This is a genomic window from Sphingomonas sp. BRN-1R, from assembly GCF_057748035.1.
The window spans coordinates 534,158-559,219 of the sequence record NZ_CM173236.1 but is presented as its reverse complement, the minus strand read 5'-3'; the positions used below and the strand labels follow the sequence as shown (position 1 = coordinate 559,219).

Sequence of the window (25,062 nt, the reverse complement as noted above, 5' to 3'; positions counted from 1 at the left end):
GGTGACGCGCGCGAGGGGCCTGGCTCGCCTGTCCCTCGCGCTCGCGCTCGGTACGCTGTCTTCGCAGCGTGCCGATGCGTCATGGGCGGCGGCCTGGACCGCCGCCGCCTTCCCGGCGACGCCGGTGCTGAGCGCACAGGACGTGCGCGACTATGCCGGGGCGCGGGTGCGGCAGGAGATGGTGCTGGGCACCGGCGGCACGCGGCTGCGCGTGCGGATGACCAACGCGCTCGGCACCGCGCCGCTGGCCTTTGCCGGTGCGACCCTCGACATCGCCGGCCGCACCGTGCCGCTCCGCTTCGGCGGCGCGCCGGGCGCGACGTTGCCGCCGGGTGCCGCATTGACGAGCGATCCGTTGCCGATCGCGACGCGGCGGTCCCAGCGTATCGCCGTCACCGTCCTATATACCACCGCCGCCACCCCCGCCGCGCATCTGCTGACGGTCGCGGTGCGCTACCCCGACGGCCACAGCCGCACCGGGCGTGGTCCGGCGCTGGCGGCGGCGGTGGAGGTCGATCGCCCGGACGCGCGCGTGCTGGTGGCGCTCGGCGACTCGATCACCGAAGGCGCTCGCGCGCAGCCGCAGAGCTTCACCGGCTGGCCCGAAGCCTTCGCCGCGCGGCTGGCGACGCGGCGCAGGTTCGGCGACTGGAGCGTGGTCAACGCCGGCATCCACGGCAACCGCCTGCTGCGCGACGGTGCGGGCCCAAACGCACTCGCGCGGTTCGACCGCGACGTGCTGTCGGTAGCGGGGGTGCGCGAGGTCATCCTGCTCGAGGGGATCAACGATCTCGGCTGGGGCAATGCCAAGCCGGCGAGCGACGGTCCGGTCGGCGCGGCCGACGTGATCGCCGCCTATCGCCAGATCATCGCGCGGGCACATGCCGCAGGCGTGCGCATCATCGGCGCGACCTTGCTGCCGTATCGCGGCTCGATCTATTTCACGCCGCAGGGCGAGGCGGCGCGGCAGGCGGTGAACCGCTGGATCCGCACCGCAGGCGCGTTCGATACGGTGGTGGATTTCGACCGCGCGCTGGCCGACCCGCACGATCCCGCCCGGCTCGCCCCGGACAAGGATTGCGGCGACCATCTCCACCCAAGCGATGCCGGCTATGCGGCGATGGCGGCGGCGATCGACCCCGCGCTGTTGAACGAATGATGAGGACCAGGACCATGACGCGATGGAAAACGGCGCTGGCGACCGGCGCGATGGCGCTCGTGCTCACGGCAGCAGCGGCGCAGCCCGAGCGTCACTGGATCGGTGCCTATGGCAACGTGCCGATCGGGTACGAACCCACCATCCGCGATGCGCTCGGCGCGCCGCTTCACGATCAGACCGTGCGGCAGATCGTCCGCGTGACGGCGGCGAGCGACACGGTGCAGATCCGCTTCACGAACGAACTCGGCACCGCGCCCTTGCGGATCGGCGCGGCGAGCATCGCCCGGCTCGACGCCTCGGGCCGGGCGATCGCCGCCACGCTGCGCCCGCTCGTCTTCGCCGGACAGCCGGGCGCGACCATCGCGCCGGGTGCGCCGCTGCTCGCTGATCCGCTCGCGCTGCCGGTCGCGCCCGGCACCGACTATGCCGTGTCGGTCTATCTGCCCGACACCAGCATGCCGCCCGCGCATGCCCAGATGGAGGACGTCGCCCCCGGCGACCAGACCGCCGCCCCAGCCCTCACCGGCAGCGTCCGCAAGCGCGTGCCGGCGATCGTCTCGCGAATCGACGTCGCCGCCGCGCCCGCCGCACGCACGCTGCTGGCATTCGGCGATTCGATCACCGAAGGCGCCGCCTCGACGCCGGGCGCCTACATGAGCTGGCCCGACCAGCTCGCGCGTCTGCTCGCCGCCGCGCCAGGCGGGCGCTGCTGGTCGGTGGTCAACGCCGGGATCAGCGGCAACCGGCTGCTCCACGACGGGCGCGGACCCAACGCACTCGCGCGGTTCGATCGCGACGTGCTGTCGGTGCCGGGGGTGCGCACGATGGTGCTGCTCGAAGGGATCAACGATATCGGCGCGAGCGCGCAGCGCGAACATGCCGATCAGGCGGTATCGGCCGAGGCGATCATCGGAGCGTATCGCGAGATGATCGCGCGGGCGCACGCGCGCGGTATCCGCGTGATCGGCGGGACGTTGCTGCCCTATGAAGGCGCGGTCTATTTCACGCCCGAGGGCGAGGCCAAGCGCCAGACCGTCAATACATGGATCCGCACGTCGGGCGCGTTCGACGCGGTGATCGACTTCGACGCAGCGATGCGCGACCCCGCGCACCCCACGCACATGACACCGGCGGCGGGCAGCACCGACAGCCTGCACCCGCATGATGCCGGCTATACGATCATGGCCAGAGCCGCCGCCGCGACGCTCGCCCGCGACGCCTGCCGCTGATCAGGCCTCCGCGTCGATCCGCGACAGGCCGAGCGTAAGTCCGGCGGCGTGCGAGATCGCTTCCGCCGCGCGGCGCAACGGTTCGAGCAGGCGTTCGTGGCGCGCATCGCCATCCGCGCCGATCAGCGTGGCGATGGTGAGCGCGGCGTTGAGCGGCGCGCCCGGGCTGCCGACCAGCACGCCCATGTCGGCGCTGCCGAGGAACCGCTCGCCGACCGACTCGGCATAGCCGTCGCGGCGGATCGCGGCGATCCGCTCGAGCTTCTGCTTGCGCGCGGCGGCAGTGCCGGAGCGCCATTCGGGCAGCCGATCGAGCAGCGCCTCGAACGCCGGCTCCTGCATCCCGGCGAGGAGCAGTCGGCCCGAATTGGTGTGGATCGCCGAATGCATCGAGCCGACCTCGACCGACAGGCGGAACGCATTGGGGCTCTCCTCCTGCGCGAGCACCAGCACCTGGTCGCTTTGCAGCACGGTGAGGTGACAACTCTCGCGCACCTCGTCCGCCAGCGCGCGCATGAACGGGCGCGCGGTCGCCACCAGCCGCTCGTAAGGCGAATGGATGCGGGCGAGCTGGAACAGCTTGAGCGTCAGCGAATAGCCGCCGCTGGTCGCCTCGCGCGCGATGAAGCCGCGCCCTTCGAGACAGGCGAGCATGCGGAACAGCTCGTTGGGCTGCCGGTCGAGCGCGCGCGCCAGTTGCGACTGGGTGAGCGCCACCGCCTGATCGGCAAGATATTCGATGATATCGAGCCCCTTCTCGAGCGCCGGCACCGCATATTTGCGGCGGCGCTCGTCGGTCGACAGAGCCTTGTCGGACATCGTGTTCCCTGAATTCCAAACCTCCGGGCTGATGTATCTCAATATGTGGCAATGCCACAACGGCTCGCTGCACATCGTCGCATGTCGATTGATAATTCATATGGACATTGTATGTTCATATATGAACTACGCGGGAGTGGATACGTGAAGAAGCCGTGCGATGAACGCTGACGCCTCCCGCCTGACGCGAAGCGCGCTCGACGCGCCGCTCGACGGGCTGGTGGTGCTCGACATGGCGCAGTTCCTTGCAGGACCAGCGGCGGCGCTCCAGCTCGGCGATCTCGGTGCGCGCGTCATCAAGATCGAGCGGCCCGACGGCGGCGACCTGTGCCGGCGCATGTACCTGAGCGACACCGATATCGACGACGATTCGACGCTGTTTCACGCGATCAACCGCAACAAGGAAAGCATCACGCTCGATCTCAAGAACCCCCGCCACATCGCGGCGGTGCGCCGGCTGATTGCGCAGGCCGATGTGGTGATCCAGAACTTCCGCCCCGGCGTGATCGAACGTCTCGGCCTCGGCTACGAGGCGGTGCGCGCGATCAACCCGGGCATCGTCTATGCCAGCGTGTCGGGCTACGGGCATGGCGGTCCGTGGGCGACGCTGCCCGGGCAGGATCTGCTCGCACAGGCGCGCTCCGGGGTGATGTGGCTCAACGGCACCGCCGAAAGCGGGCCGCTGCCGGTCGGCCTGTCGGTCGCCGATATGTTGGCGGGGCATGTGCTCGCGAAGGGCATCATGGCGCTGCTGGTGCGGCGTGGGCGCACCGGCGTCGGCGGGCAGGTCGAGACGAGCCTGCTCGAAGTGCTGGTCGATTTCCAGTTCGAGCTGCTCACCACCTATCTCAACGACGGCGGCCGCCCGCCGCAGCGCGCCGCCGCGCACGGCGCCAACGCCTATCTCGCCGCGCCTTATGGTGTGTACGCGACCCGCGACAGCCACCTTGCGCTGGCGATGACCCCGCTTGCGCGGCTGGAGGAGCTGCTCGATCTGCCCGGCCTCGTCGGCGATGGCTTCACCGATCGCGACGCATTGCTCGCCCGTATCGCCGGGCGGATCGCCGAGCGGACCACCGACGACTGGCTGGCCGTGCTCGAACCCGCCGGCATCTGGTGCGCGCCGGTGCTCGACTGGCCTGCGCTGCTGGAGGCGGAGAGTTTTCGCGCGCTGGCGATGTTGCAGCGGATCGGCACGCGATCAGGCACGATCGAGACCACCGCGAGCCCGCTTAGGATCGACGGCACGCGCCCGCTCAGCGCCAACGGCGCGCCGGGGATCGGCCAGCACAGCGCGGCGATCGCGGCGGAGTTCGGGCTCGATCTCGACTAGACAAAACACAACATCAGGAGACGGATTCGATGACTTCCCCCACGCGCCGCGATCTGCTCGCCGGCGGGGCCGCGCTGGCAGGCGCGGCGATCGCTCCGCCGGCGTTGGCCAAGCGTGATCCCGCCGCCGGGCTGCGCACGCCGTACAAATACGGCAAATTGGTGCTCGGCGGGTCGGGCGTTGCGGGCACGTTCGATGAAAAAGCGGTCGATTGCCCGTTCGTCTTCTCGCACGAGGGCCGCTTCTACCTGACCTATGTCGGGTTCGACGGCACCGGCTACCAGACCGGCATCGCCGTGTCGGACGATCTCGTCCACTGGCAGCGGCAGGGCGTGATGCTCGCGCGCGATCCTGCCGATCCGGTGACGCGCTACAACGTCGCCTCCGCCTCGATCCTGCGTGAGAACGAGCTCACCTCGCCCGGTCGGCTGGTGCAGGTGAACGGGGAATATGTCTGCGCGTGGCACGCCTATCCGAGCGCGGGGTATGAATCCGGCCCGGCGGTGATCGGCCTCGCCTTCAGCCGCGATCTCAAGTCGTGGCGGCGCGACAAGCCGATCCTGTTTCCGGAAGGTGGCGCGGCATGGGAGCGCGGCGGGCTCTACAAGCCGTATCTGGTCAAGCAGGGCGACACTTTCTACCTGTTCTACAACGCCAAGACCGAGGAGAAGCGCTGGCACGAACAGACCGGCGTGGCGATCTCCAAGGATCTGAAGACGTGGACGCGCTATGCGGGCAATCCGCTGCTCCGGAACGGCGCTGCCGGCGCGCATGACGACCGCTTCGCAAGCGATCCGTTCGTGGTGACGCATCGGGGTGAATGGGCGATGTTCTATTTCGGCCTGTCGACCGACGGCAAGGCACGCGAGCTGGTCGCGACCGGGCACGACCCGCTGCACTTCACCAAGCTCGACACCGTGCTGGTCGATGCGGGTGCGCCGGGGTCGATCGACGATGACTATGCGCACAAGCCCGCGCTTATCTCCCACAAGGGCGATCTGTACCATTTCTACTGCGCGGTGGGCGGGAAATGGCCGAACGACGTGCGCGGCATATCGGTGGCGCGCTCACGCGCCTGGTGAAACGTCGCCCCGGCGCAGGCCGGGGCCGCTGGGTGTCACACGCGACGCTCGCTGCGTAGGCAGCGAACGCGAGCCCCAGCCGTTCTCCCGCGAAAGCGGGAGTCCAGAGCCACGAACGCAGGCGCGTGTCGCTCTGGGCTCCCGCCTTCGCGGGAGCATGGGTGAGGGTCGGACATCGCTTTATCACGCAGCGGCCCCGGCCTGCGCCGGGGCGACGGGTGGGGAGCGCTCCCGCCCTCCCCACCCCGCGATCATTGCACGTCGATCGTATCCGCGAACACCAGCCGCACCGGGCCGAGCAGCCCGGAATCGAGCAGCGGCTCATCCTTCTGGAAGAACGTCCAGGTCGAGAACGCGACGCGGCCGTCCGCCGGTTTCGCCTGGCCCGCGCGATACCACTCCGGCAGCGTCACCAACTTCTTGGCCATCACGTCGGTCTTGCTGCCATCGGCGGCGAAGCGCTCGCCAATCGGCCATTCGGAATCGACGCGGGGGTAAGGATCGGGCGCCTGCGCGTCGCCGATCATGCGGTTCGGCCACAGATCGGTCACCGCGATCGACACATGGTTCGCGCCGACGTGCATCGCATCGGTGATGTCGACCCGGAACGGCGCCTTCCAGACGGTGCCGAGATCGTGGCCGTTGACGGTGACATGCGCGAGGTTCTCGACCCGGCCAAGATCGAGGAAGGTGCGCCGCCCCGCCCGGATCGCCTCGGCCGGCACCGTGATCTGCCGGGCGTAGGTGGCGGTGCCGGAGAAATAGCGGATGCCCGGCACCGCATTGTGGCTGAGCGATTCGAGTCTGGGCAGCACCGCCGTCGCGGGTGCGCCGCGCCCGGCCTCGAGCGCGACGGCCCAGCCGCCCGCCACCGTCACCGGCGCGGGCACGGCGGCGGTGAACGCCTCGCCGCTGCCGAGCGTGTAGCGCCCGCTCTCGAACGCGAGCGCGCGGATGCCGGTGGCGGTCCGCTCGATCCGCGCCGGCTCGGCCGCGATCGGCGGCGCGGGCGGCCCTTTGGCGGCGAGCGCGGCGATCTCCGCCGCCGACAGCGCGCGCGCGGTCGTCGTCAGCGGCGCGTTGTCGCCCTCGAAGAAGTAGGTGACGCCGCTCGGCGAGGGCGCGTCGCTGCCGCCCGCGAAGACGGTGCGCCCGCTTTTCAGCCCGGTCCGCGCGAGCTTGCCGTCGATGTAGAGGCGCGGCGTGCCGTGATCGTACACCAAGGCGAAATGCGTCCAGCCCGCGATCGGCTGATGCGACACCAGCACTGCCGGCGCGACCTCGCCCGACACACGCTCGATTACATAGGCACCGTTGCGGCCCACCGCGAGCCCGGCGACCGCGGTGCCAGGGCCGTGCAGGTCCGCGCCCGATCGCGCATTGACGACGTAGAACTTGCCCGTTTCGTTGATCCGTCCGTCAGTCTTTTCGGACGGCATCAGCCGCAGGTCGATATCGGGTTTCGCCCAGACCGACAGCGTAAACGTATCGGCGGGCGCGGGCACGGGCTTTGGCGTGGCGGCGAGATCGGCGAACCGCACGCCGTCGCGCGCCGCCCAGCTCGCCCCGGCAGCGGCGGGCTTGCGGAGCATCACGAAGGTCGATCCCGCCGGATCGAGCGCGAACGACACGCGCGTACGCCCGCCTTGCGCATCGTACACCGCCGGTGCGCCGACCGAGCCATCCTCCGGGTTCCACAGTTCGGGCGCCTTGCCGCCGACGCGGAAGCTGCACGTCACCGTTTCCGCACGGCGCTGGCGGTTGGCGACGAAATACATGTCGCCATCGCTGAGCGAGCGGTGCTGCCACACCACCTGACCATCGGGCGTGGCGGTGCGGCAATCGGCATCCGCGCCGACGCCGAGATCTCCCAGCACCCCCGCGATCGTGCCGCTGGTATAGACCCGCCCCTTGCCGACGCTGCGCGGCGTGGGAGCATCGCCCCACAGCGCGGCGACATCGGCGCGGAACGCCGCCTCAGCCGCTGCGCCGCCCGCGAGCGACAGCGACGCCTTGGGCCGCTCGCCGAGCATCACCAGCCCTTGCGAGACGAGATCATGCAGCCGGTCGGCGAGTTCGGGCGTCATGCCCTTGAGGCCATCGGGCAGCACCAGCATCCGGTAGGCGGCGCCGTTGGGCAGCACGATGCGACCGTCCTTCACCGTAACCGACTTCAGCACCTCGGCATTGACGAAATCATATTGGTAACCCGCCGGCATCGCCGGGGTGAAGTGCGTGCCGATGCGCGGATTGCTGTCGGGCGAGATATCGGGACGCATATATTCGGCCTGATTGGGGCTATCCTCGCCAACGAAATACAGCACGTCGGCGGCATGATGGCCAAGGCCGAGCAGATACTGGCTGCGCGCCAGCGTATCGAGCCACGGTTTCGCCGATTTGAACCAGGTGTTGCTCGCGTCGAGGTTGATGCCCCACGGCCCCATCGTCATGCCCGGCGCGGCCTTGGGATTGGGCTGCATCGCGTAACGGTGGAAGTAGAGGCGGTTGACGCCTTGCGCGAACATCAGATCGCCGAGCGCCTTCATCGCGTAAGGATAATCCTCCCAGCGGCTCGTCTCGGCCTCGCCGGTAAAGGCTTCGGCGGCGACGAGATCCTTACCGTACACATGCGCGGCGCTGCTCACCATCTTGACGCTGCGATTGTCGGTCCACGGCGTGCGCGTCCAGAATTCGGTCATCGGATATTGCACGCGGCCCGACACCTGCAACTCGTCGAACGGGCCGGGGCCATAGCCTTCGACCGTGAACTCAAGGCCCGCACCGCGCACGCGCTGCTCCATCCGGCCATAGTAATTGTCCGCCATCAGATCGGCGAGCGTGCGGCGGAAATCGAACAGGAAGCGATCGGAGGTGTCGACGCTGCCGACCACCCGACCCGCCAGCGCGGGCGCGAACGCGGTCAGCGCATAGCCGTTGCGCTTGGCAAAGGCGGCGGGCACGCCGTCGCTCCAGTTCTGCAAGCCCGCCTCGTAGCTGTCGATCTCGACCCGCTTGAACGCGGCGCGCGCTTGTCCGTCGGCGGCGGCGATCACGCGGGCTAGGCTGCTGTCGAACTGGTGATCGACCGCTTTCGTGTCAAACTTGTCGACTTCGAGCCCGCGGCCCGAGTCGGAGGCGGCGACGTTGAGCTTGCCCGTCGGCGTGTGGCCGAGCCGCAGGATCGTCCACCGGCCCTTGGGCGCGCGCCAGTCGAGCGTGCCGTCGGCGGCGACCCTGGCGGTAAGGTCAATCACCGTGGCCGGGTCGATCGCGGGCGACGTGGCAGCGGCGGCATCCTTGCCCGCGCCGTTCGCGGGCAGCGCGCGGAAAGCATGCTCGGCCTTGATGTCCCAGTCGGCGAGGCGCGGCGTCGCGTAGAACAACGCTTCGGCCAACTTCGCCTTGGCGGTGGGCGTGATGCGGAAGAAGCGCGCGGAGACGGCCGCGATATTGGCGGTGCCGGGCGTTTCGATGCCACGCTCCGCGCCGATCGCGACGCGCGTGACCGGGCGCCATGCTTTGCCGTCGTCCGACGCTTCGATCGCGGCGGAGAAGGCTGGCTGTTCCTTGTCGGCGTAGAGCGTCACCGCCTGCGCGGTGAAGCCGGCTTTGGTTTCGATCACCAGCGGCGCGTCGGGCGCGATCTCGACCGTGGAGTGGAGGTCGCGGTCGGTCAGCGTCGCGGCCGTCACCGCACGGCCGCCGACCGTCATCGCCGCCACCGCGTCGCGCCACACATGCTCGTCACTGGTCGAGGCCGGATAGGCGACGACGATCGCGTCGCGGTAGAAGCCGAGCTTGGTGTAGGGCTGCGACAATTTGGTGACGACGCGCCGCCCGCCGTCGAGCGTCGTCTCGGTCCAGACGATCTGCTGCATCGCCTGCGCCGGGCTGATCCACGGCCCGCCGCTCGACGACCAGCCGGGTGCGTTCTGCATCGCCACGCTTAGCCCGAGGTCGCCGCCGCGCTTCATCATGTGCGTCATCAGGTCGAGCCACTGCGGGCTGAGATAATCGACCGGCCCCTTGGGGATGTCGCTGCTGCCGTCGAAGGCGAGCACGCCGCCCAGCCCGGCGTCGCGCATCGCGGCGAGATCGGCGTCGATGCCCTCGCGCGTGACGTTGCCGTTCATCCAGAAATACAGCGTCTGGGGGCGCGCCTCGGCGGGCGGGTTACGGAAGTCGGTGGGATTGGGCACTGTATCGGCGGACGCGACCGAAGTGCCGAGGGCGGCGAGCGCAACGCCGGCCGAAAGCGCGCTGAGGCGGCGGATCATGACAGGTCTCCGGGGGAAAGGGTCAGCGGCGGGCGGCATAGAGGCGGTTGAGCGCGGCGATCGCCGCCTCCGCATCCTCGTGCGCTTGCAGCGCGACGTTCAGCCGCTCCGAGGCGACATGCTGGAAGTCCATATAGCCGTGGTGGCGCGGGCGCAGCCACGCCGCGTCGAGCGTGGCGCGGGTGGCGCGGTAGAAATCGTGGGTGGCGGCGTTGGCGCTGTCCGCGTCCCAGGCGACCGCGTGCGCGGGCTGGCCGCCGTGCGCGGCGACGATATCGCGCTGCGCAGCCCCGCCCGCGATCCATGCGGCGAAGCGCGCCGCGCCGGCGGGATCGCTGCCATAGGCCGACACCGCGACGCCGGTGCCGCCCAGCGCCGAACCGCGCGGGCCATGATCCAGCACGGGCACGTCGGCGAAGCGGATCGTCTCCGTGCGAAAACCGTCGGCGGCGTAGCTGACGTACCCGTAGATCAGCGGCGCGACTGCCAGCGACGAGTCCGGCCGCGCCATCGCCTCGAACACCGCGATCGGGTCCATGCCGTACATCCCCGGATCGAGCGGCGCGGCGAGCGCATCGAGCAGCGCGAACGCGCCTGCCGCCTCAGGTGGGAACAGCGTATCTACATGCGTATCGAGCGTGATGCCGAGCAGCCCGCACACTGTGAACAGGCTCATCAGGCTGTGCGGCGGGCGCAGCGGCAGCGCCAGCCGCCCGGCGGCGGCAAGCGCGGCGAGATCGTCCCACCGCGCCACCGGCCCGCCGATCCGGCCCGGCACCCACGCCTGCACCTGCGCCGCAGCATCGACCGGCAGCGCCCATTGCCGCCCCGCCCAGCGATAGCTCTCATACGAACCGCCCACCGAGCCGCTGGCGATCTCCGCCAGCACGCTCGCATCGACCATGGTGTCGAGCGCGACCAGACAGCCCGAATCGGCGACTTGCCCGACATGCGGATGGTCGATCACGATCAGATCGTAGCTGCGCGCGAGGTCCTCGACCGGGTAGGTCTCGAAATCCTGGAGCGAGCGCCGATCCCAGGTGATCGCCACCCCCGTCTCGCGTTTCCAGAGGTCCGATGCGGCGGCGAGAGGGTCGTATCCTCGGGGATGGTCCCACGTCATGCCGCGCATCATCTTATTCCTCTGCAAATATCCGGTTCATATATAAAATCCGGTTGACACCCCATAGCCCCAACAATAGCGTGTGGGAATATCCCTCGATAAACATAAACGACGTTAGGATAGCCGCTTGGAGACGGAGTACCGGGCCGATCTGGCACCCCCTGACGGGCTGCCGCTTTCGGGCCTGACCATCCTCGATTTCAGCCAGTTCCTCGCCGGGCCGTCGTGCGCGTTGCGGCTCGCCGATCTCGGCGCGCGCGTCATCAAGGTCGAGCGGCGCCAAGGCGGCGATGCCAGCCGTGGGCTCGCACTCGCGGGGATGATGTTCGACGAGGCGAGCGCGCTGTTCCACGCGATCAACCGCGGCAAGGAAAGCTATGTCGCCGACCTGAAGGATGCCGCCGATCTGGCCGCGGTGAAGCGGCTGGTCGAACGCGCCGACGTGCTGATCCACAACTTCCGCCCCGGCATCATGGATCGGCTCGGGCTCGGCTGGGATGCGGTGCAGGCGCTCAACCCGCGCCTCGTCTATGCCGGGGTGAGCGGCTATGGCCCGGACGGGCCGTGGCGCGACCGGCCGGGGCAGGATCTGCTCGTCCAGTCGCTGTCGGGCATGGCGTGGCTGTCGGGCGACGCGGGCGATCCGCCGGTGCCGGCGGGCCTGTCGATCACCGACATGATGGCGGGCGCGCAGCTCTGCCAGGGCATCCTCGCGCTGCTGATCCGGCGCGGCATGAGCGGGCGCGGCGGGCGGGTCGACGTGAGTTTGATGGAGGCCGCGCTCGATCTCCAGTTCGAGCATCTCTCGGTCCATCTCAACCGCGACGACGCCCGATCCGAACCAATGCCGGTGCGCGGCGCGGTCGCCAGCGCCAACGTCTATCTGGCCGCGCCTTATGGCCTCTATGCCACCGCCGAGGGGCATCTCGCGCTGGCGATGGCACCGGTCGACCGGCTCGGCGCGCTGCTCGACCTGCCCGAACTCGCCGACTTCCCGGCCGATAGCTGGTATGTCGAACGCGATGCGATCAAGGCGCTGTTGCGCGATCATCTGCTGACGCGGCGTGCGGCCGAGTGGCTGGCGATCCTCGAACCCGCCGGTATCTGGTGCGCGCCGGTGCTCGACTGGCCCGCGCTGATCGCCGAGCCGGCGTTCGCCGCGCTCGCCGCCACGCAATCGATCGCCGCACCGGACGGTGCGACCATGACCACCACGCGCTGCCCGATCCGCATCGACGGCGCCATCCTGCGCTCCGCCGCCGCAGCGCCCCGGCTCGGCGCGGACCAGCGCAAGATCGACGAGGAACTGACCGCATGATCGTCCCCCAGCATTTCGAGGATATCGAGGTCGGATCGGAGCGCACCAGCTTCGGGCGCACCATCACCGAAACCGATTTCGTCGTCCACGCCGGCCACACCGGCGATTTCTTCCCGCATCACATGGATGCAGCGTGGTGCGCGACGCAGCCGATCGGCCAGCGTATCGCGCACGGCACGATGGTGTTTGCGATCGGCATCGGGCTGACCGCGACGACGATCAACCCGCACGCCATGTCCTATGGCTACGACCGGCTGCGCTTCATCCGCCCCGTGCATATCGGCGACACGCTGACGACGGTCACCCGCATCGCCGACAAGCGCGATCACCCCAAGCGCGCGCATCAGGGCGTCGTCACCGAGAGCGTCGATATCCGCAACCAGCATGGCGACACCGTGCTGGCGTGCGAGCATCTCTACCTCGTCGATCGCCGCCCGGCCGCCTGACGCGATGCGGCTGCGCCCCTTGTCCCTGCTGCTGATGCTGGTGGTCGCGATCGTCGCGATCGCCTCGCTGGTCGGCGTGCGCGGTGCGGCGCAGGCGGGCGGCACGATCGCGGCGGGCGTCACGGGCGGACCGCGCTACGGCCTGTCGACGGTGGGCCTGAGCTTCCCGTTCGCGGCGGCGATCGCCAAGGGCTTCAGCGAGGCGGCGGCGCAAGCGGGCGCGACCGCGATCGTGCTCGACGCCAAGGGCGAGGTGCAGAAACAGGCCAACGACATCGACGATCTGATCGCGCAGCACGTCGCGGGCATCGCGGTGATGCCGCTCGATTCGGTGGTGGCGCAAGGCTGGGTGCGGCGCGCGCAAAAAGGTGGCGTGCCGATCGCGGCGGTGGCGGCGCTGGTCGGCGATCCGCGCACGCGGAACGTCGCGGACGTTTACCCCGGCCTCGTCGCGCTCGCCTCGCAGGACGAAGTGGCGGCCGGGCGTGCGGCGGGGGGCCTCGCCGCGCGGCTGCTGCCGGCGGGGCGCATCGCGCGCGTCGCGATCATCGAGGGCGCGGCGGGCTTCCCCGAGGTTGAGCAGCGCGCACGCGGGTTCCGCGAGGCGCTCGATGCGGCGCACGCGCGCTACAGCGTCGTCGCCGCGCAGCCGGGCAACTGGACGAGCGAGGGCGGCGAGGCGGCGTGCCAGAATATCCTCGCCGCGCAGCCGCACGTCGACCTGTTCTACAACGAGGCGGACGACATGGTGATCGGCTGCGCGCGCGCGGTGCGCGCGGCGGGATCGCACGCGCGGCTGATCGGCGTCGGCGGATCGAAGCTGGCGATCGCCTCGATCAAGGCGGGCGCGGTCGACGGCACGGTCTGCTTCAAGCCCGAGGCGCTCGGCGCGCTGGCGTTCCGCGCGCTCGCCGGCGAGCGGGGCGCACGTTTCCGCACCTACCCGATCCCCGCCGTCACCCGCGCCACCGTCCGCGAATGCGTCGGCCAGTGGTGAGCGCGCCGCTGCTCGAACTCGCCGGGGTGGCGAAGACCTGGCCCAACGGCACCGTCGCGCTGCGCGGGGTTGATCTGGCGGTGGTGCCGGGGCGCGTCCACGGACTGCTCGGTGCGAACGGCGCGGGCAAGTCGACACTCATCAAGATCCTCGCGGGCGCGATTCCCGCCAGCGGCGGCAGCGTCCACTGGCGCGGCGAGCCGATGCGCTGGGCCTCGCCGCGCGCCGCGCGCACCGCTGGCATCGCGACGTTGTACCAGCATATCCCGCTCGTCCCCACGCTCAGCGCCGCCGACAACATCCTGCTCGAAGAACGCGGCGGCTGGCGGCATGCGCGCGCCGCCCGTGCGCGCGCGGCGGACGTCGTCGCGATGCTCGGCGAACCGTTCGGATTGGACGAGATCGTCGGCGATCTGCCGATCGGCGCGCGGCAGATGGTCGCGATCGCGCAAGCCCTGGTCGGCGACCCCGCGCTCGTCATCATGGACGAACCGACCGCCGCGCTTGCCGGCCATGAGCGCGAAACCGTGTACCGCACGATCCGGCACCTTGCCGACACCGGCCGCGCGGTGTTGTTCGTGTCGCACTTCCTCGACGAGATCGTCGCGCTCACCGACGAAGTGACGGTGCTGCGCGACGGCCGCGCGGTGCTGCATGCCGAGACCGCCACGCTCGACGAGGCCGCCATCGCCGCCGCCATCGCCGGCCGTTCGGTGAACGCACTCGCCCGTACCGCGCGCAGCCGCCCGATCGGCGACGCCCTGCTCGCCGTGCGCGGCCTGCGCGTGCCGGGCAAGCTCGCGCCGGTCGACCTCGACGTCGCGGCGGGCGAGATCGTCGGCATCGCCGGGGTGCTCGGCTCGGGCCGCAGCGAGTTGCTTCACGCGATCTACGGCGCCGATCCCGCCGCGCGCGGCACGGTGTCGCTCGCAGGTGCTGCCGTGGGTCGCTTCACCGACGAGACCACCGCCGCCGGCATCGCGCTGGTGCCGGAGGACCGTGCGCGGCAAGGCTTCGCGCCGACCATGACGATCGCCGAGAACATCGCCCTGCCCGCGCGCGGCCACCTGATCGACCGTGCCGCCGAGGCGCGCGCCGCGCGCGCCGCGATCGCCCGGCTGGCGATCAAGGCGGACGGGCCCGACGCGATGGTGCGCGAGCTGTCCGGCGGCAACGCGCAGAAGGTGGTGCTTGCCAAATGGCTGACCCCGCATACGCGCGTGCTGTTGCTCGACGAGCCCACCGCGGGCATCGACATCGGCGCGCGCACCGACATCCTGCGCACCGTGCGCGCGCTTGCCGACGATGGCCTCGCGGTGATGCTGGTCAGTTCGGAGTTCGAGGAGTTGCTCGCCATCGCCGACCGTATCCTCGTGCTGCGCGACGGCGCGGTGGTGAGCGAGATCACCGACCCGGCCGCACTCAACGAAGCCGATCTGATCCGCCTCGCCGGCGGCACGCGTACCGAACCCGGAGTGGCCGCATGACCTCGATCGACTGGCGGCGCCATTTCGGCCTGCGCGAAGCCGGCGTGTTCTACGCGCTGCTGATCCTGCTCGGCGTGCTTGCCGCCATCGCGCAGGCGCGCGGGTTGCCGCCGTATCTCGCCGCACAGAACCTCGGCAACATCGCCTATCAGGCTTCGCTGGTCGGCATTATGGGCGTGGCGATGACGGTGATGCTCATCACCGGCGCGTTCGATCTGTCGGTCGCCTCGGTCGCCGCGCTGGCGGCAGCGGTGCTGGTCGGCCTTGCGCCACAGATCGGCTTCCCGCTCGCGGCGGTCGCCGCGCTGGTGACGGCGGCGGCGGTCGGGCTCATCAACGGCGCAATCGTGCAGTTCGTCGGCATCAACGCCTTCATCGTCACGCTCGGCACGCTGACGGCGGTGCGCGGGCTGGTGCTGGTGCTGACCGACGGCCGCTCGCTGATGGTCGAGCGCGCCGACACTTTGGCCGAGATGCTCGCGTTTGAAAGCACGCGCGTGGCGGTGTTCTGGCCGGTGCTGGCGATTGCGGTGGCGTTGCTCGTGTTGGGCGTGGTGCGACGTTCGGCGCTCCAGATCGCGGGCGCGTTGGGGATCGCGGTGCTGGCGTTGCTCGCCGGGACGAGCTTCGCGGTGGCGATGCCGGTGCTGTATCTGGCGGCGTTCACGCTCGTTGTGTGGGCGGTGCTGCGCTTCACCGTCGTCGGGCGGCGCATCTATGCGGTGGGCGGCAATGCCGAGGCGGCGCGGCTGTCGGGCATCAACGTCCATGCATACAAGCTCGGCGCGTTCGTGCTGTCGAGCGTGGCGGCGGGGTTCGCGGGCGTGCTGTTCGGCTGCCGGCTCGGCGCGATCAACCCGACCGCCTTGCAAGGCGCTGAGCTGACCGTGATCGCCGCCGCGATCCTCGGCGGCACCTCGTTGTTCGGCGGTGCGGGCAGCGTGGTGAAGACCGTGGTCGGCGCGCTGCTGCTGTTCACGCTCACCAACGGGTTCAACGTGCTCAACCTCGGCGCGAGCTATCAGGGGCTGATCGAGGGCGTGGTGGTGATCGCGGCGGCGGCGATCTACACCGTCGGCGGCGAGCGTCGACGCGCGCGCCGACCGGCCGCCGAGAGCAAAGGGACGACCGCATGACCCGCCTGCGCATCGCGGTCCGCCGCTTCGATCCGTTCGCGCGCGCGATCGCCGCGCAATTCGCCGATTTCGTGGCGCTCACCGGCATGGACGCGACGCTCGACGCGGTCGAGATGGACCTCAACCCGCTGCATGAGACGCTGATCGCCGGGCGTGGGCTCGCGTCGGGCGATTGGGACATCGCCTTCCTCAACACCGATTGGCTGGCGGAATGCGTGACCGGCGGGCTGCTCGAAAACCTCGAACCGCATCTCGCCGCCGCGCCGATCGCCGACTTTCCCGAGGCGTGGAGCCCCTCGCTCACCGGGCTGCAACGCTTCGGCGGCGGCTTCTGGGGGATGCCGTATCACGACGGCCCCGAGTGCCTGATCTACCGCAAGGATCTGATCGCGGAGCCGCCGACGACGTGGGACGATTTCCACGCACTCGCCCGTGCGCATCATGCGCCCGATCAGGGTCGCTACGGCACCGTGCTGGCGCTGTACCCGGACGGACATAACGGGCTGTACGACTTCTGCATCCAGATCTGGTCGCGCCGCGGCGAGCCGTTCGATGCGGACGGGCGGCCCGATTTCACCTCCTCAGAAGCGCACGAGGCGCTCGACTTCCTGCGCACCCTCGCCCGCGATACCGACGCCATCGCGCCGGATTGCGCGAACCTCGACAGCGTCGCGTCGGGCATGGCGTTCGCGGCCGGCAAGGTCGCGCTGATGGCGAACTGGTTCGGGTTCGCCGCCTATTGCGACACCGCGCCCGACGGCGCGGTGAAGGGGCTGGTCGACGTCGCGCCGCTGCCCGCCGGGCCGGGCGGGCGCAGCGTGTCGCTCAACGTGTTCTGGGTGCTGGCGATCGCGGCGGGGTCGCGCAACAAAGCGCTTGCGTGGGACTTCCTGCGGCATTGCGCCACCGCGCCGATGGACCGGATCACCACCACCGAGGGTGCGATCGGCACGCGGCGCTCGACGTGGGACGATGCCGGGATCAACGCGAGCGTCCCCTATTACCACCGGCTCGGCTGGCTGCACGAACACGCTCGGCAAATGCCGGTCACGCCCGATCTCGCGCGGATCAGCCATATCGTCGACCGGCTGGTCAGCGCTGCGGTGACGAGCGACCGCGCCACCGCTGATCTGCTGGCGGATGCGCAAGCGGAGGCGATGCGATGAGCGATCTGCAACAGGCATGGCCGATACCCTCGGCACCGCGCCCGATCGTCATCATCGGCACCGGCGGCATCGTCAAGGATGCGCACCTCCCCGCCTACGCCAAGGCCGGGTTCACCGTGGCCGGGCTGTACGATCCCGATATCGTGCGCGCCGATACGCTCGCGCGCGAATGGGGCGGTTTACGCGTGTTCGGCTCGCTCGCCGAAGCGGCCGCCGCCGATGCGGTGTTCGACGTGGCCGCGCCGCCGGTCGCGCACCACGCCATCCTCTCGGCGCTGCCCGAGGGCGCGACGGTGCTGCTCCAGAAGCCGATGGGGCTCGACCTTGCCGGGGCGAGCGCGATCCGTGACGTGTGCCGTGCGCGGCGGCTCACCGCCTCGGTCAACTTCCAGCTCCGCTATTCGGCGATGATGCTCGCCATTGCCGACGCGATCCGGACGGGCCGGCTCGGCGCGCTGACCGAGATCGAGGTCCACATCAACCTCGTCACGCCGTGGCACCTGTTCCCGCACCTCAAGCCCAACCCGCGCGTCGAGATCGTCAGCCATTCGATCCACTATCTCGACGCGATCCGCGCGCTGGTCGGCGATCCTAAGAGCGTGTTCGCGCGCAGCTTCGGCCATCCGACCAGCGCGCTTGCCGATACGCGCACCTCGATGATCCTCGATTACGGCGACACCCTGCGCGTGCTGCTGTCGATCAACCATCACCACGATTTCGGCCGCCGCTTTCAGGACGCGAGCTTCCGCGTCGAGGGCGTCGAGGGTGCGGCGGTCGCCAAGCTCGGCGCGCTGCTCGACTATCCCAAGGGCGAAGGCGACGAACTGTGGATCGCGCCGCGCGGCGGACCGGCCGCGCCGGTGCCGCTCACCGGCGCGTGGTTCCCCGATGCGTTCATCGGCCCGATGGCCAATCTCCAGCGCTTCGCCGCCGGCGAGGATGCGACCCTCGCCACCGCCGTCGACGATGCGTGGCGGACGATGGCGCTGGTCGAGGCGCTGTACCGTTCCAACGACCAACCCGGCACGCCGCTGCCGACGTATGAGGACATGACCCCGTGACCGACCTGACCGGAAAGACCGCCCTCGTCACCGCCGCCGCGCAGGGCATCGGCCGCGCCTCGGTGCTGGCGCTCGCCGCCGCCGGTGCGCGCGTGATCGCGACCGATATCAACGCTGGCGCGCTGGAGGGCCTCGCGAACGAGCGGATCGAAACGCGCACGCTCGACGTGCTCGATCCGGCGGCGGTCGCCGCGCTCTCGGCCGATCCGATCGACGTGCTGTTCAACTGCGCGGGCGTCGTCCACGGCGGCACGGTGCTGACCACCAGCGACGAAGATCTCGATTTCGCCTGGGCGCTCAACGTCAAGGCGATGTCGCGGACGTGCCGCGCGGTGCTGCCCGGCATGGTCGCGCGCGGCGGCGGCGCGATCATCAACATGGCCTCGGTCGCGTCGAGCGTGAAGGGCGTGGCCGATCGCTACGCCTATGGCGTCACCAAGGCGGCGGTGATCGGGCTGACCAAAGCGATCGCAGCCGATTTCGTCGGCCACAACATCCGCGTCACCGCGATCTGCCCCGGCACGGTCGAGACGCCGTCGCTCAACCAGCGGCTCGGTGCCGGCGGCGATTACGAGGCGACGCGCGCAGCGTTCATCGCGCGCCAGCCGATCGGGCGGATCGGCAAGGCGGAGGAGATCGCCGATCTGGTCGTGTACCTAGCCGGCGCGACTTACACGACGGGGCAAGTCCAGATCATCGACGGCGGCTGGACGATATGAAGCGGCTGCTCGCGCTGCTGCTCGCCTGCGTCGCCACTCCGGCGCTCGCGCAGGCGCCCGCCCCCAAGGCCGCGTCGGAGCGGCTGTGGCTCGGCTCGGCCTGGTATCCCGAACAATGGCCCGAGGCGCGCTGGGCCGAGGATCTGCGGCTGATGAAGGCGCAAGGGGCCAACGTCGTGCGGATCGGCGAATATGCGTGGAGCCGGATGGAGCCGTCCGAGGGGGTGTACGATCTCGGTTGGCTCCAGCGCGCGGTGCGGCTGGCGGCGAAATACGACATCAAGGTGGTGGTCGGCACCCCGACCGACACGCCGCCCGCCTGGTTGACCGGCAAATATCCCGACACTTTGCGCATCGACACCAACGGCGTGCAGATCGGCCACGGCGGGCGGCGGCAGTTCTCGATCTCCTCGCCGCGCTACCGGGCGTTCGCGCGCGAGATCGTCGGCAGGATGGCCGATGCCGTGGGCAACGAGCCCAATGTGATCGGCTGGCAGATCGGCAACGAACATACCGAGGAAAGCTACGATCCCGCCGCGCGTGCCGCCTGGCATGACTGGCTGAAGGCGAAATACGGCACGCTCGACCGGCTGAACGATCTGTGGGCGACATCCTATTGGTCGCAAACGTATAGCGACTGGGATCAGGTGCCGTTCAACGCCGGCATCAACAATCCCGGGCTGATGCTCGATCTCAAGCGCTTCATCACCGATCAGTGGGTGGCGTTTCAGGGCAATCAGGCCGACGTGCTGCGCACCAAGGTGCCCGCACGCGAGTTCGTCACCACCAATCTCGGCGGGCTCGGCTGGGCCAACCGCTTCGATCGCTATGCGATCAACCGCGGGCTCGATGTGGCGTCGTGGGACGATTATGTCGGCACCGGCCATCTCGACGCCTATCGCAACGGCGCGGTCAACGATCTGGTGCGCGGCTGGAAGCGCCAGAACTTCTGGGTGATGGAGACGCAGCCCGGCTTCGTGAACTGGGCGCCGGTCAGCAACATGCTCTACCCGGGCGAGACGCGCGCGTTGGCCTGGCAGACGGTCGGCCACGGCGCGGATGCGGTGCTGTTCTGGCAGTGGCGCAACGCGCTCAACGGGCAGGAGACCTTGCACGGATCGTTGGTCGGCGCGGATGGCAAGCCGCTGCCGATCTACGACGAGGCGGCGCGGATTGGGGCGGATTTCGCGCACGCGTCGGCCGCGCTGGCGGGCACGTCGCCCGATGCGCAGGTCGCGATCCTGCAAGATTACGACAGCCGCTGGGCAGTGGATTTCCAGCCGCTTACCAAGGAGTACGACCAGATCGGCGTGCTGCTCGACTATTATCGGCCGCTCAAGGATGCGCTCGGCGCGGTCGATGTGGTTGCCGCAGCCGCGCCGCTGGAGCGCTACAAGGCGGTGTTCGCGCCGAGCCTCAACGTCATTCCCGATACGCTCGCCAAGCACCTTGCCGATTATGTGCGCGGCGGCGGGCATCTCATCCTCGGGCCGCGATCGGGGTTGAAGGACGAATACAACCGGCTCGACACGACGCGCCAGCCGGGGCCGCTTGGCGGTCTGCTGGGGGCGCAGGTCGAGCAATTCTACGCGCTCGACGAGACGGTGGCGGTCGATGGCGGCACCGCGAGCGTTTGGGCCGAAGACCTCACGCCCAAGGCGGCCGATGCGAAGGTGCTGCTGCGCTACGGCAAGGCGAACGGCTGGCTCGACGGCCATGCGGCAGTGGTGACGCGCCGCGTCGGCAAGGGCAGCATCACCTATTACGGCGCGCTGTTCGACAAGAACGTCACGGCGAAGCTGGTCGATCAGGCGCTCGCCGATGCGAAGGTGACGCGCGACTTCGCCACCCCGCCCGACGTCGAGCTGATGACGCGCGAGGGGCATGGCCGCCGCATCGTCATCCTCATCAATCACAGCCGAACGCCGCAGCGCGTCGCCCTGCCCGCCGCAATGGCCGACGTGCTGAACGGCGGCACCACGCAAGCCGTCGACCTTGCCGCCGAGGGCGTCGCGGTGCTGCAAACCGGAGGATCGAAATGACCCGCCTGCTCAAGACCCTGCTGCTCGGCACCGCCCTTGCCGCGACCGCCCCCGCGCTGGCGCAGACGCCGATCGAACAGCTTTATCCGATGGACTTCAAGGCGGAGCCGGTCGCGCGCCAGCTCGCCAAGGTTGATCGCGGCGACGTGAGCGGTCCGTACCGTCCGAACTGGGAGTCGCTGAAAGCCATCCGCGTGCCCGAATGGTTCCGCGACGCCAAGTTCGGGATCTTCATCCACTGGGGTCCGTATGCGGTGCCGGGGTTCCTGACCGAATGGTATTCGCACACCATGTACGATCCGGCGAACGTGGCGTTCACCTACCACAAGAACGTGTACGGGCCGCAATCGAAGTTCGGCTACAAGGACTTCATCCCCAAGTTCACCGCCGAGAAGTTCGATGCGGCCCAGTGGATCGCGCTGTTTCAGGAAGCGGGCGCGAAATATGTGATGCCGGTTGCCGAGCATTGCGACGGCTTCGCGATGTACGACACCGCGATGAGCGATTGGAACGAGGTCAAGATGGGCCCTAAGCGCGACACTGCGCTTGCGCTCGAAAAGGCTGCGCGTGGGGCCGGTCTGCACTTCGGCCTGTCCTCGCACCGCGCCGAACATTGGTGGTGGTACGGCATCGGGCGCGGCTACGACAGCGACGTCAACGATCCGCGCTATGCCGGCCTGTACGGCCCGGCCGCGCCGGTGCGGCTGCCGGGCGATTCCGCCGCCGGCCAGCCGCATCCGTCGCACCTTGAAAACTGGTATCCGCCCAACAAGCAGTTCCTCGACGATTGGCTGGCGCGCACCACCGAGTTCATCGACAAATACAATCCCGAGATCGTCTATCTCGACTGGTGGACGAGCGCGCCCGCGTTCGAGCCGTATCTCCAGCGCATGGCGGCCTATTACTACAACGCCGCCAAGAAGAAGGGCTATAGCCCCGCGATCGCCTACAAGGGCGCGCAGTTCGCGCCAGGCACCGCGCTGTTCGACGTCGAGCGCGGCAAGCTCGACGAGTTGCGGCTGGAGCCGTGGCAGACCGACACGTCGATCTCTACCAAGAGCTGGGGCTATATTCAGGACGACGATTACAAATCGCCCAAGGCGCTGGTGCAGGATCTGAGCGACATCGTCTCCAAGAACGGCAATCTGATGCTCAACGTCGGCCCGCGCGCCGACGGCACCATCCCGGAGGGCGCGCAGGCGGTGCTGCGCGGCATCGGCGCGTGGCTGAAGGTCAATGGCGAGGCGATCTACGGCACGCGGCCGTGGAAATATTTCGGCGAGGGCTCGACCGCGATCGTCGCGGGCGAGAAGTCGGAAGCGGCCAATCGCGGCTGGAAGAGTGACGATATCCGCTTCACCACCAGGGGGACCACGCTCTACGCGATCTCGCTCGAACGGCCGGCGGACGGCGTGGTGCGGATCAAGACGCTTTATGCGGGCACGCCGTACCTCGACCACAAGATTGCGGGCGTGAGCGTGCTAGGCGGTGGCGAGGTCCAGTGGCGGCAGACTGAGAAGGGGCTGGAGGCGACGCTTCCTGCCGCCAGCGGCCCCGATATGCCGAGCGTGCTGCGCATCCGGTTCGCGGCGTGATCCGCCGCCTCGCCCTCGCTGTCGCCCTGCTCGCCACCGCGTCGCCGGCCTTGCCGCAGGCGACGCCGGTCGGCGCAACCAATTTCCCGGACAAGCCGCCGCTCGCGGTGGGCGTGGCCTGGTATCCCGAGCAATGGCCCGAGGAGCGCTGGGCGACCGACCTCGCGCTGATGCGCACGGCCGGCTTCAACACCGTGCGCGTCAGCGAGTTCGCATGGAGCCGGATGGAGCCGCAGGAGGGCACGTTCGACTTCGCCTGGCTCGACCGCGCGATCGCAGCGGCGGCGAAGCAGGGCCTGATGGTGGTGCTCGGCACGCCGACGGCCGCCCCGCCCGCCTGGCTGACGCAGAAATATCCGGACACGCTGCGGGTCGATGAGGACGGCAAGCAGGCGACCCACGGCGGCCGCCGCCACTTCTCGTTCGCAAGCGCACGCTACCGCACGTTCGCGCGCACCATCGCCGCCGAACTGGCCAAACGCTACGGGCACAATCCCAACGTGGTCGGCTGGCAGATCGACAACGAGATCGGCCCGCCCTCGTTCGACACGGAAGCGGTGGCGCGCTGGCACGCGTTCCTGAAGCAGCGCTACGGCAGCATCGACACGCTCAACCAGCGCTGGGCGACCGAATATTGGAGCCAGCATTACGACAGCTTCGATCAGGTGCCGCTACACGCCACCGGGCAGCAGAACCCGGCGTTGCTGCTCGACTTCAAGCATTTCACCACCGCGACCTGGACCGATTACATCGCCAATCAGGCGCAGGCGATCCGCGCGGTCGCTGATCCGCGCCAGTTCGTCACCACCAATACGATGTTCTGGAATGGCGGGTTCGATCATTTCGCGCTGCACCGCGATCTCGATCTCGCCGCGTGGGACAATTACATCCAGACCGGCCATGCCGATTGGGTCGCGAACGGCGCCAACCACGATCTGGTGCGCGGCTACAAGCAGCGCAATTTCTGGCTGATGGAAACGCAGCCCGGCCGCACCGACTGGGCACCGGTCAACCGCGCGCTCGATCCGGGGCAGGTGCGCGAGATGGCGTGGCAGGCGATCGGCCACGGCGCGGATGCGGTGCTGTATTGGCAGTGGCGACCCAACCGCAACGGGCAGGAGACGTATCACGGCGCGCTGCTCGGGCAGGACGGCCTGCCCAACCCGATCCTCGCCGAGGTGACGCAGACCGCGCGCGAGATCGCCGCCGCCGCGCCCGCGCTCGCCGGTACCGCGCCGGTCGCCAAGGTGGCGATGCTGTTCTCCTACGACAGCCGCTGGGCGATCGACTTGCAGCCGCTCAACAAGAATTTCGATCCGGTGCGCGAGTTCACCGACTTCTACCGCCCGCTCCGCATCGCGTCGCAGGGTGTAGCGGTGGTCTCGCCCGACGCCGACCTCGCGCGTTACCGCCTCGTCGTCGCGCCCGCGCTCAATGTGCTGACGGCAGAAACGGCACAGCGGCTCGAAGCCTATGTCCGCGCCGGCGGCCACCTCGTGCTCGGCCCGCGGTCAGGGATGAAGGACGATGCCGATGCGCTGTGGCCGGAGCGTCAGCCGGGGCCGCTTGCCAAGCTGCTCGGCGCGCATGTCGACCAATATTATGCGCTAGATGCGCCGACGACGTTGACCGGCGGCGTGGGCGGTTCGGCCTCCAACTGGGCGGAGACGCTGGTGGCCGATGCCGCCGATGTGCAGGTGGTCGCGCGCTATGCCGACCCGGGTGGCTGGCTCGACGGCAAGCCGGCGATCGTCACCCGCCATGTCGGCAAAGGCAGCATCACCTATGTCGGCGCATGGCTCGATACGGCGGCGATGCGGGCGCTCGCCACGGATGTGCTAGACGGCGCCGGCGTCCATCCGCTGATCGCCTCGGCCAGCCCCGATGTCGAGATCAGCGTGCGCGGCGGATCAGGGCGGTGCGTGTTGGTGGCGATCAACCACGGGACCAGCGCGCAGCCGCTCGCCCTGCCCGCCGGCGCGCGCCACCTCGCCGGTTCGGCTATGGGTGTGCCACTACAGCCGCATGCGGTCGGCGTGTTCAGCCTCGCGCGCAATGCCTGCCGCTGACCGC

Annotated in this window: 18 protein-coding genes; 15 read left to right on the top strand and 3 right to left on the bottom strand. The window is 69.4% G+C overall.

The window, feature by feature from the left end; translation table 11 throughout:
• The first annotated feature begins 1 nt into the window (after position 1).
• Both AC3ANX_RS02580 and AC3ANX_RS02575 read left to right on the top strand, forming a co-directional pair.
• Entirely contained in the window at positions 2-1,159 is a 1,158-nt protein-coding gene (locus AC3ANX_RS02580; RefSeq protein ID WP_488335472.1) for an SGNH/GDSL hydrolase family protein, read from the top strand.
• Between the two features lie 14 nt (positions 1,160-1,173).
• The gene (locus AC3ANX_RS02575) at positions 1,174-2,388 is read left to right on the top strand and encodes an SGNH/GDSL hydrolase family protein (RefSeq protein ID WP_488335471.1); all 1,215 of its coding nucleotides are present in this window, start codon (positions 1,174-1,176) and stop codon (positions 2,386-2,388) included.
• Here AC3ANX_RS02575 and AC3ANX_RS02570 read toward each other — a convergent pair whose 3' ends face one another.
• Entirely contained in the window at positions 2,389-3,207 is an 819-nt protein-coding gene (locus AC3ANX_RS02570; RefSeq protein WP_488335470.1) for an IclR family transcriptional regulator, read from the bottom strand.
• A 160-nt stretch (positions 3,208-3,367) separates the two neighbouring features.
• Between AC3ANX_RS02570 and AC3ANX_RS02565 the strand changes: the two genes are divergently transcribed.
• Together AC3ANX_RS02565 and AC3ANX_RS02560 are read left to right on the top strand one after the other, a co-directional pair.
• Positions 3,368-4,540: a CaiB/BaiF CoA transferase family protein gene (locus tag AC3ANX_RS02565; RefSeq protein ID WP_488335469.1), complete on the top strand. Its 1,173-nt coding sequence runs from the start codon at positions 3,368-3,370 to the stop codon at positions 4,538-4,540.
• Positions 4,541-4,569: 29 nt separating this feature from the next.
• Positions 4,570-5,622, top strand: a complete 1,053-nt coding sequence (locus tag AC3ANX_RS02560) for a hypothetical protein (protein ID WP_488335468.1) — start codon at positions 4,570-4,572, stop codon at positions 5,620-5,622.
• 251 nt (positions 5,623-5,873) lie between these two features.
• On the opposite strand, the gene AC3ANX_RS02555 is transcribed toward AC3ANX_RS02560, so the two are convergent.
• Both AC3ANX_RS02555 and AC3ANX_RS02550 read right to left on the bottom strand, forming a co-directional pair.
• Positions 5,874-9,899: a glycosyl hydrolase gene (locus AC3ANX_RS02555; RefSeq protein WP_488335467.1), complete on the bottom strand. Its 4,026-nt coding sequence runs from the start codon at positions 9,897-9,899 to the stop codon at positions 5,874-5,876.
• A gap of 22 nt (positions 9,900-9,921) precedes the next feature.
• Positions 9,922-11,022 carry an extracellular solute-binding protein gene (locus AC3ANX_RS02550; RefSeq protein WP_488335466.1) on the bottom strand — a complete coding sequence of 367 codons (1,101 nt, stop codon included), beginning with the start codon at positions 11,020-11,022 and terminating at the stop codon, positions 9,922-9,924.
• Positions 11,023-11,149: 127 nt separating this feature from the next.
• On the opposite strand from AC3ANX_RS02550, the gene AC3ANX_RS02545 reads away from it, so the two are divergent.
• Genes AC3ANX_RS02545 through AC3ANX_RS02495 form a run of 11 tightly spaced genes read left to right on the top strand, consistent with a single transcriptional unit; the run spans position 11,150 to position 25,058 of the window.
• On the top strand, positions 11,150-12,340 hold the full coding sequence (locus AC3ANX_RS02545) for a CaiB/BaiF CoA transferase family protein (protein ID WP_488335465.1): 1,191 nt from the start codon (positions 11,150-11,152) through the stop codon (positions 12,338-12,340).
• Entirely contained in the window at positions 12,337-12,786 is a 450-nt protein-coding gene (locus AC3ANX_RS02540) for a MaoC family dehydratase (protein ID WP_488335464.1), read from the top strand. The genes AC3ANX_RS02545 and AC3ANX_RS02540 overlap by 4 nt, the downstream gene beginning before the upstream one ends.
• The gene (locus AC3ANX_RS02535) at positions 12,725-13,783 is read left to right on the top strand and encodes a sugar ABC transporter substrate-binding protein (RefSeq protein ID WP_488335463.1); all 1,059 of its coding nucleotides are present in this window, start codon (positions 12,725-12,727) and stop codon (positions 13,781-13,783) included. The genes AC3ANX_RS02540 and AC3ANX_RS02535 overlap by 62 nt, the downstream gene beginning before the upstream one ends.
• Positions 13,780-15,270: a sugar ABC transporter ATP-binding protein gene (locus AC3ANX_RS02530; RefSeq protein WP_488335462.1), complete on the top strand. Its 1,491-nt coding sequence runs from the start codon at positions 13,780-13,782 to the stop codon at positions 15,268-15,270. Before AC3ANX_RS02535 ends, AC3ANX_RS02530 begins: the two co-directional genes overlap by 4 nt.
• Positions 15,267-16,406, top strand: a complete 1,140-nt coding sequence (locus tag AC3ANX_RS02525; protein ID WP_488335461.1) for an ABC transporter permease — start codon at positions 15,267-15,269, stop codon at positions 16,404-16,406. Before AC3ANX_RS02530 ends, AC3ANX_RS02525 begins: the two co-directional genes overlap by 4 nt.
• On the top strand, positions 16,403-17,572 hold the full coding sequence (locus tag AC3ANX_RS02520) for an extracellular solute-binding protein (RefSeq protein WP_488335460.1): 1,170 nt from the start codon (positions 16,403-16,405) through the stop codon (positions 17,570-17,572). Before AC3ANX_RS02525 ends, AC3ANX_RS02520 begins: the two co-directional genes overlap by 4 nt.
• Entirely contained in the window at positions 17,569-18,633 is a 1,065-nt protein-coding gene (locus tag AC3ANX_RS02515) for a Gfo/Idh/MocA family protein (RefSeq protein ID WP_488335459.1), read from the top strand. Before AC3ANX_RS02520 ends, AC3ANX_RS02515 begins: the two co-directional genes overlap by 4 nt.
• Positions 18,630-19,352: an SDR family oxidoreductase gene (locus tag AC3ANX_RS02510; protein WP_488335458.1), complete on the top strand. Its 723-nt coding sequence runs from the start codon at positions 18,630-18,632 to the stop codon at positions 19,350-19,352. The genes AC3ANX_RS02515 and AC3ANX_RS02510 overlap by 4 nt, the downstream gene beginning before the upstream one ends.
• Positions 19,349-21,394 (top strand): beta-galactosidase, encoded by a 2,046-nt coding sequence (locus AC3ANX_RS02505; protein WP_488335457.1) that lies wholly within the window; start codon positions 19,349-19,351, stop codon positions 21,392-21,394. Before AC3ANX_RS02510 ends, AC3ANX_RS02505 begins: the two co-directional genes overlap by 4 nt.
• Positions 21,391-22,989, top strand: a complete 1,599-nt coding sequence (locus tag AC3ANX_RS02500) for an alpha-L-fucosidase (protein WP_488335456.1) — start codon at positions 21,391-21,393, stop codon at positions 22,987-22,989. Before AC3ANX_RS02505 ends, AC3ANX_RS02500 begins: the two co-directional genes overlap by 4 nt.
• Positions 22,986-25,058 carry a beta-galactosidase gene (locus AC3ANX_RS02495; RefSeq protein ID WP_488335455.1) on the top strand — a complete coding sequence of 691 codons (2,073 nt, stop codon included), beginning with the start codon at positions 22,986-22,988 and terminating at the stop codon, positions 25,056-25,058. The genes AC3ANX_RS02500 and AC3ANX_RS02495 overlap by 4 nt, the downstream gene beginning before the upstream one ends.
• Positions 25,059-25,062: the final 4 nt, after the last annotated feature.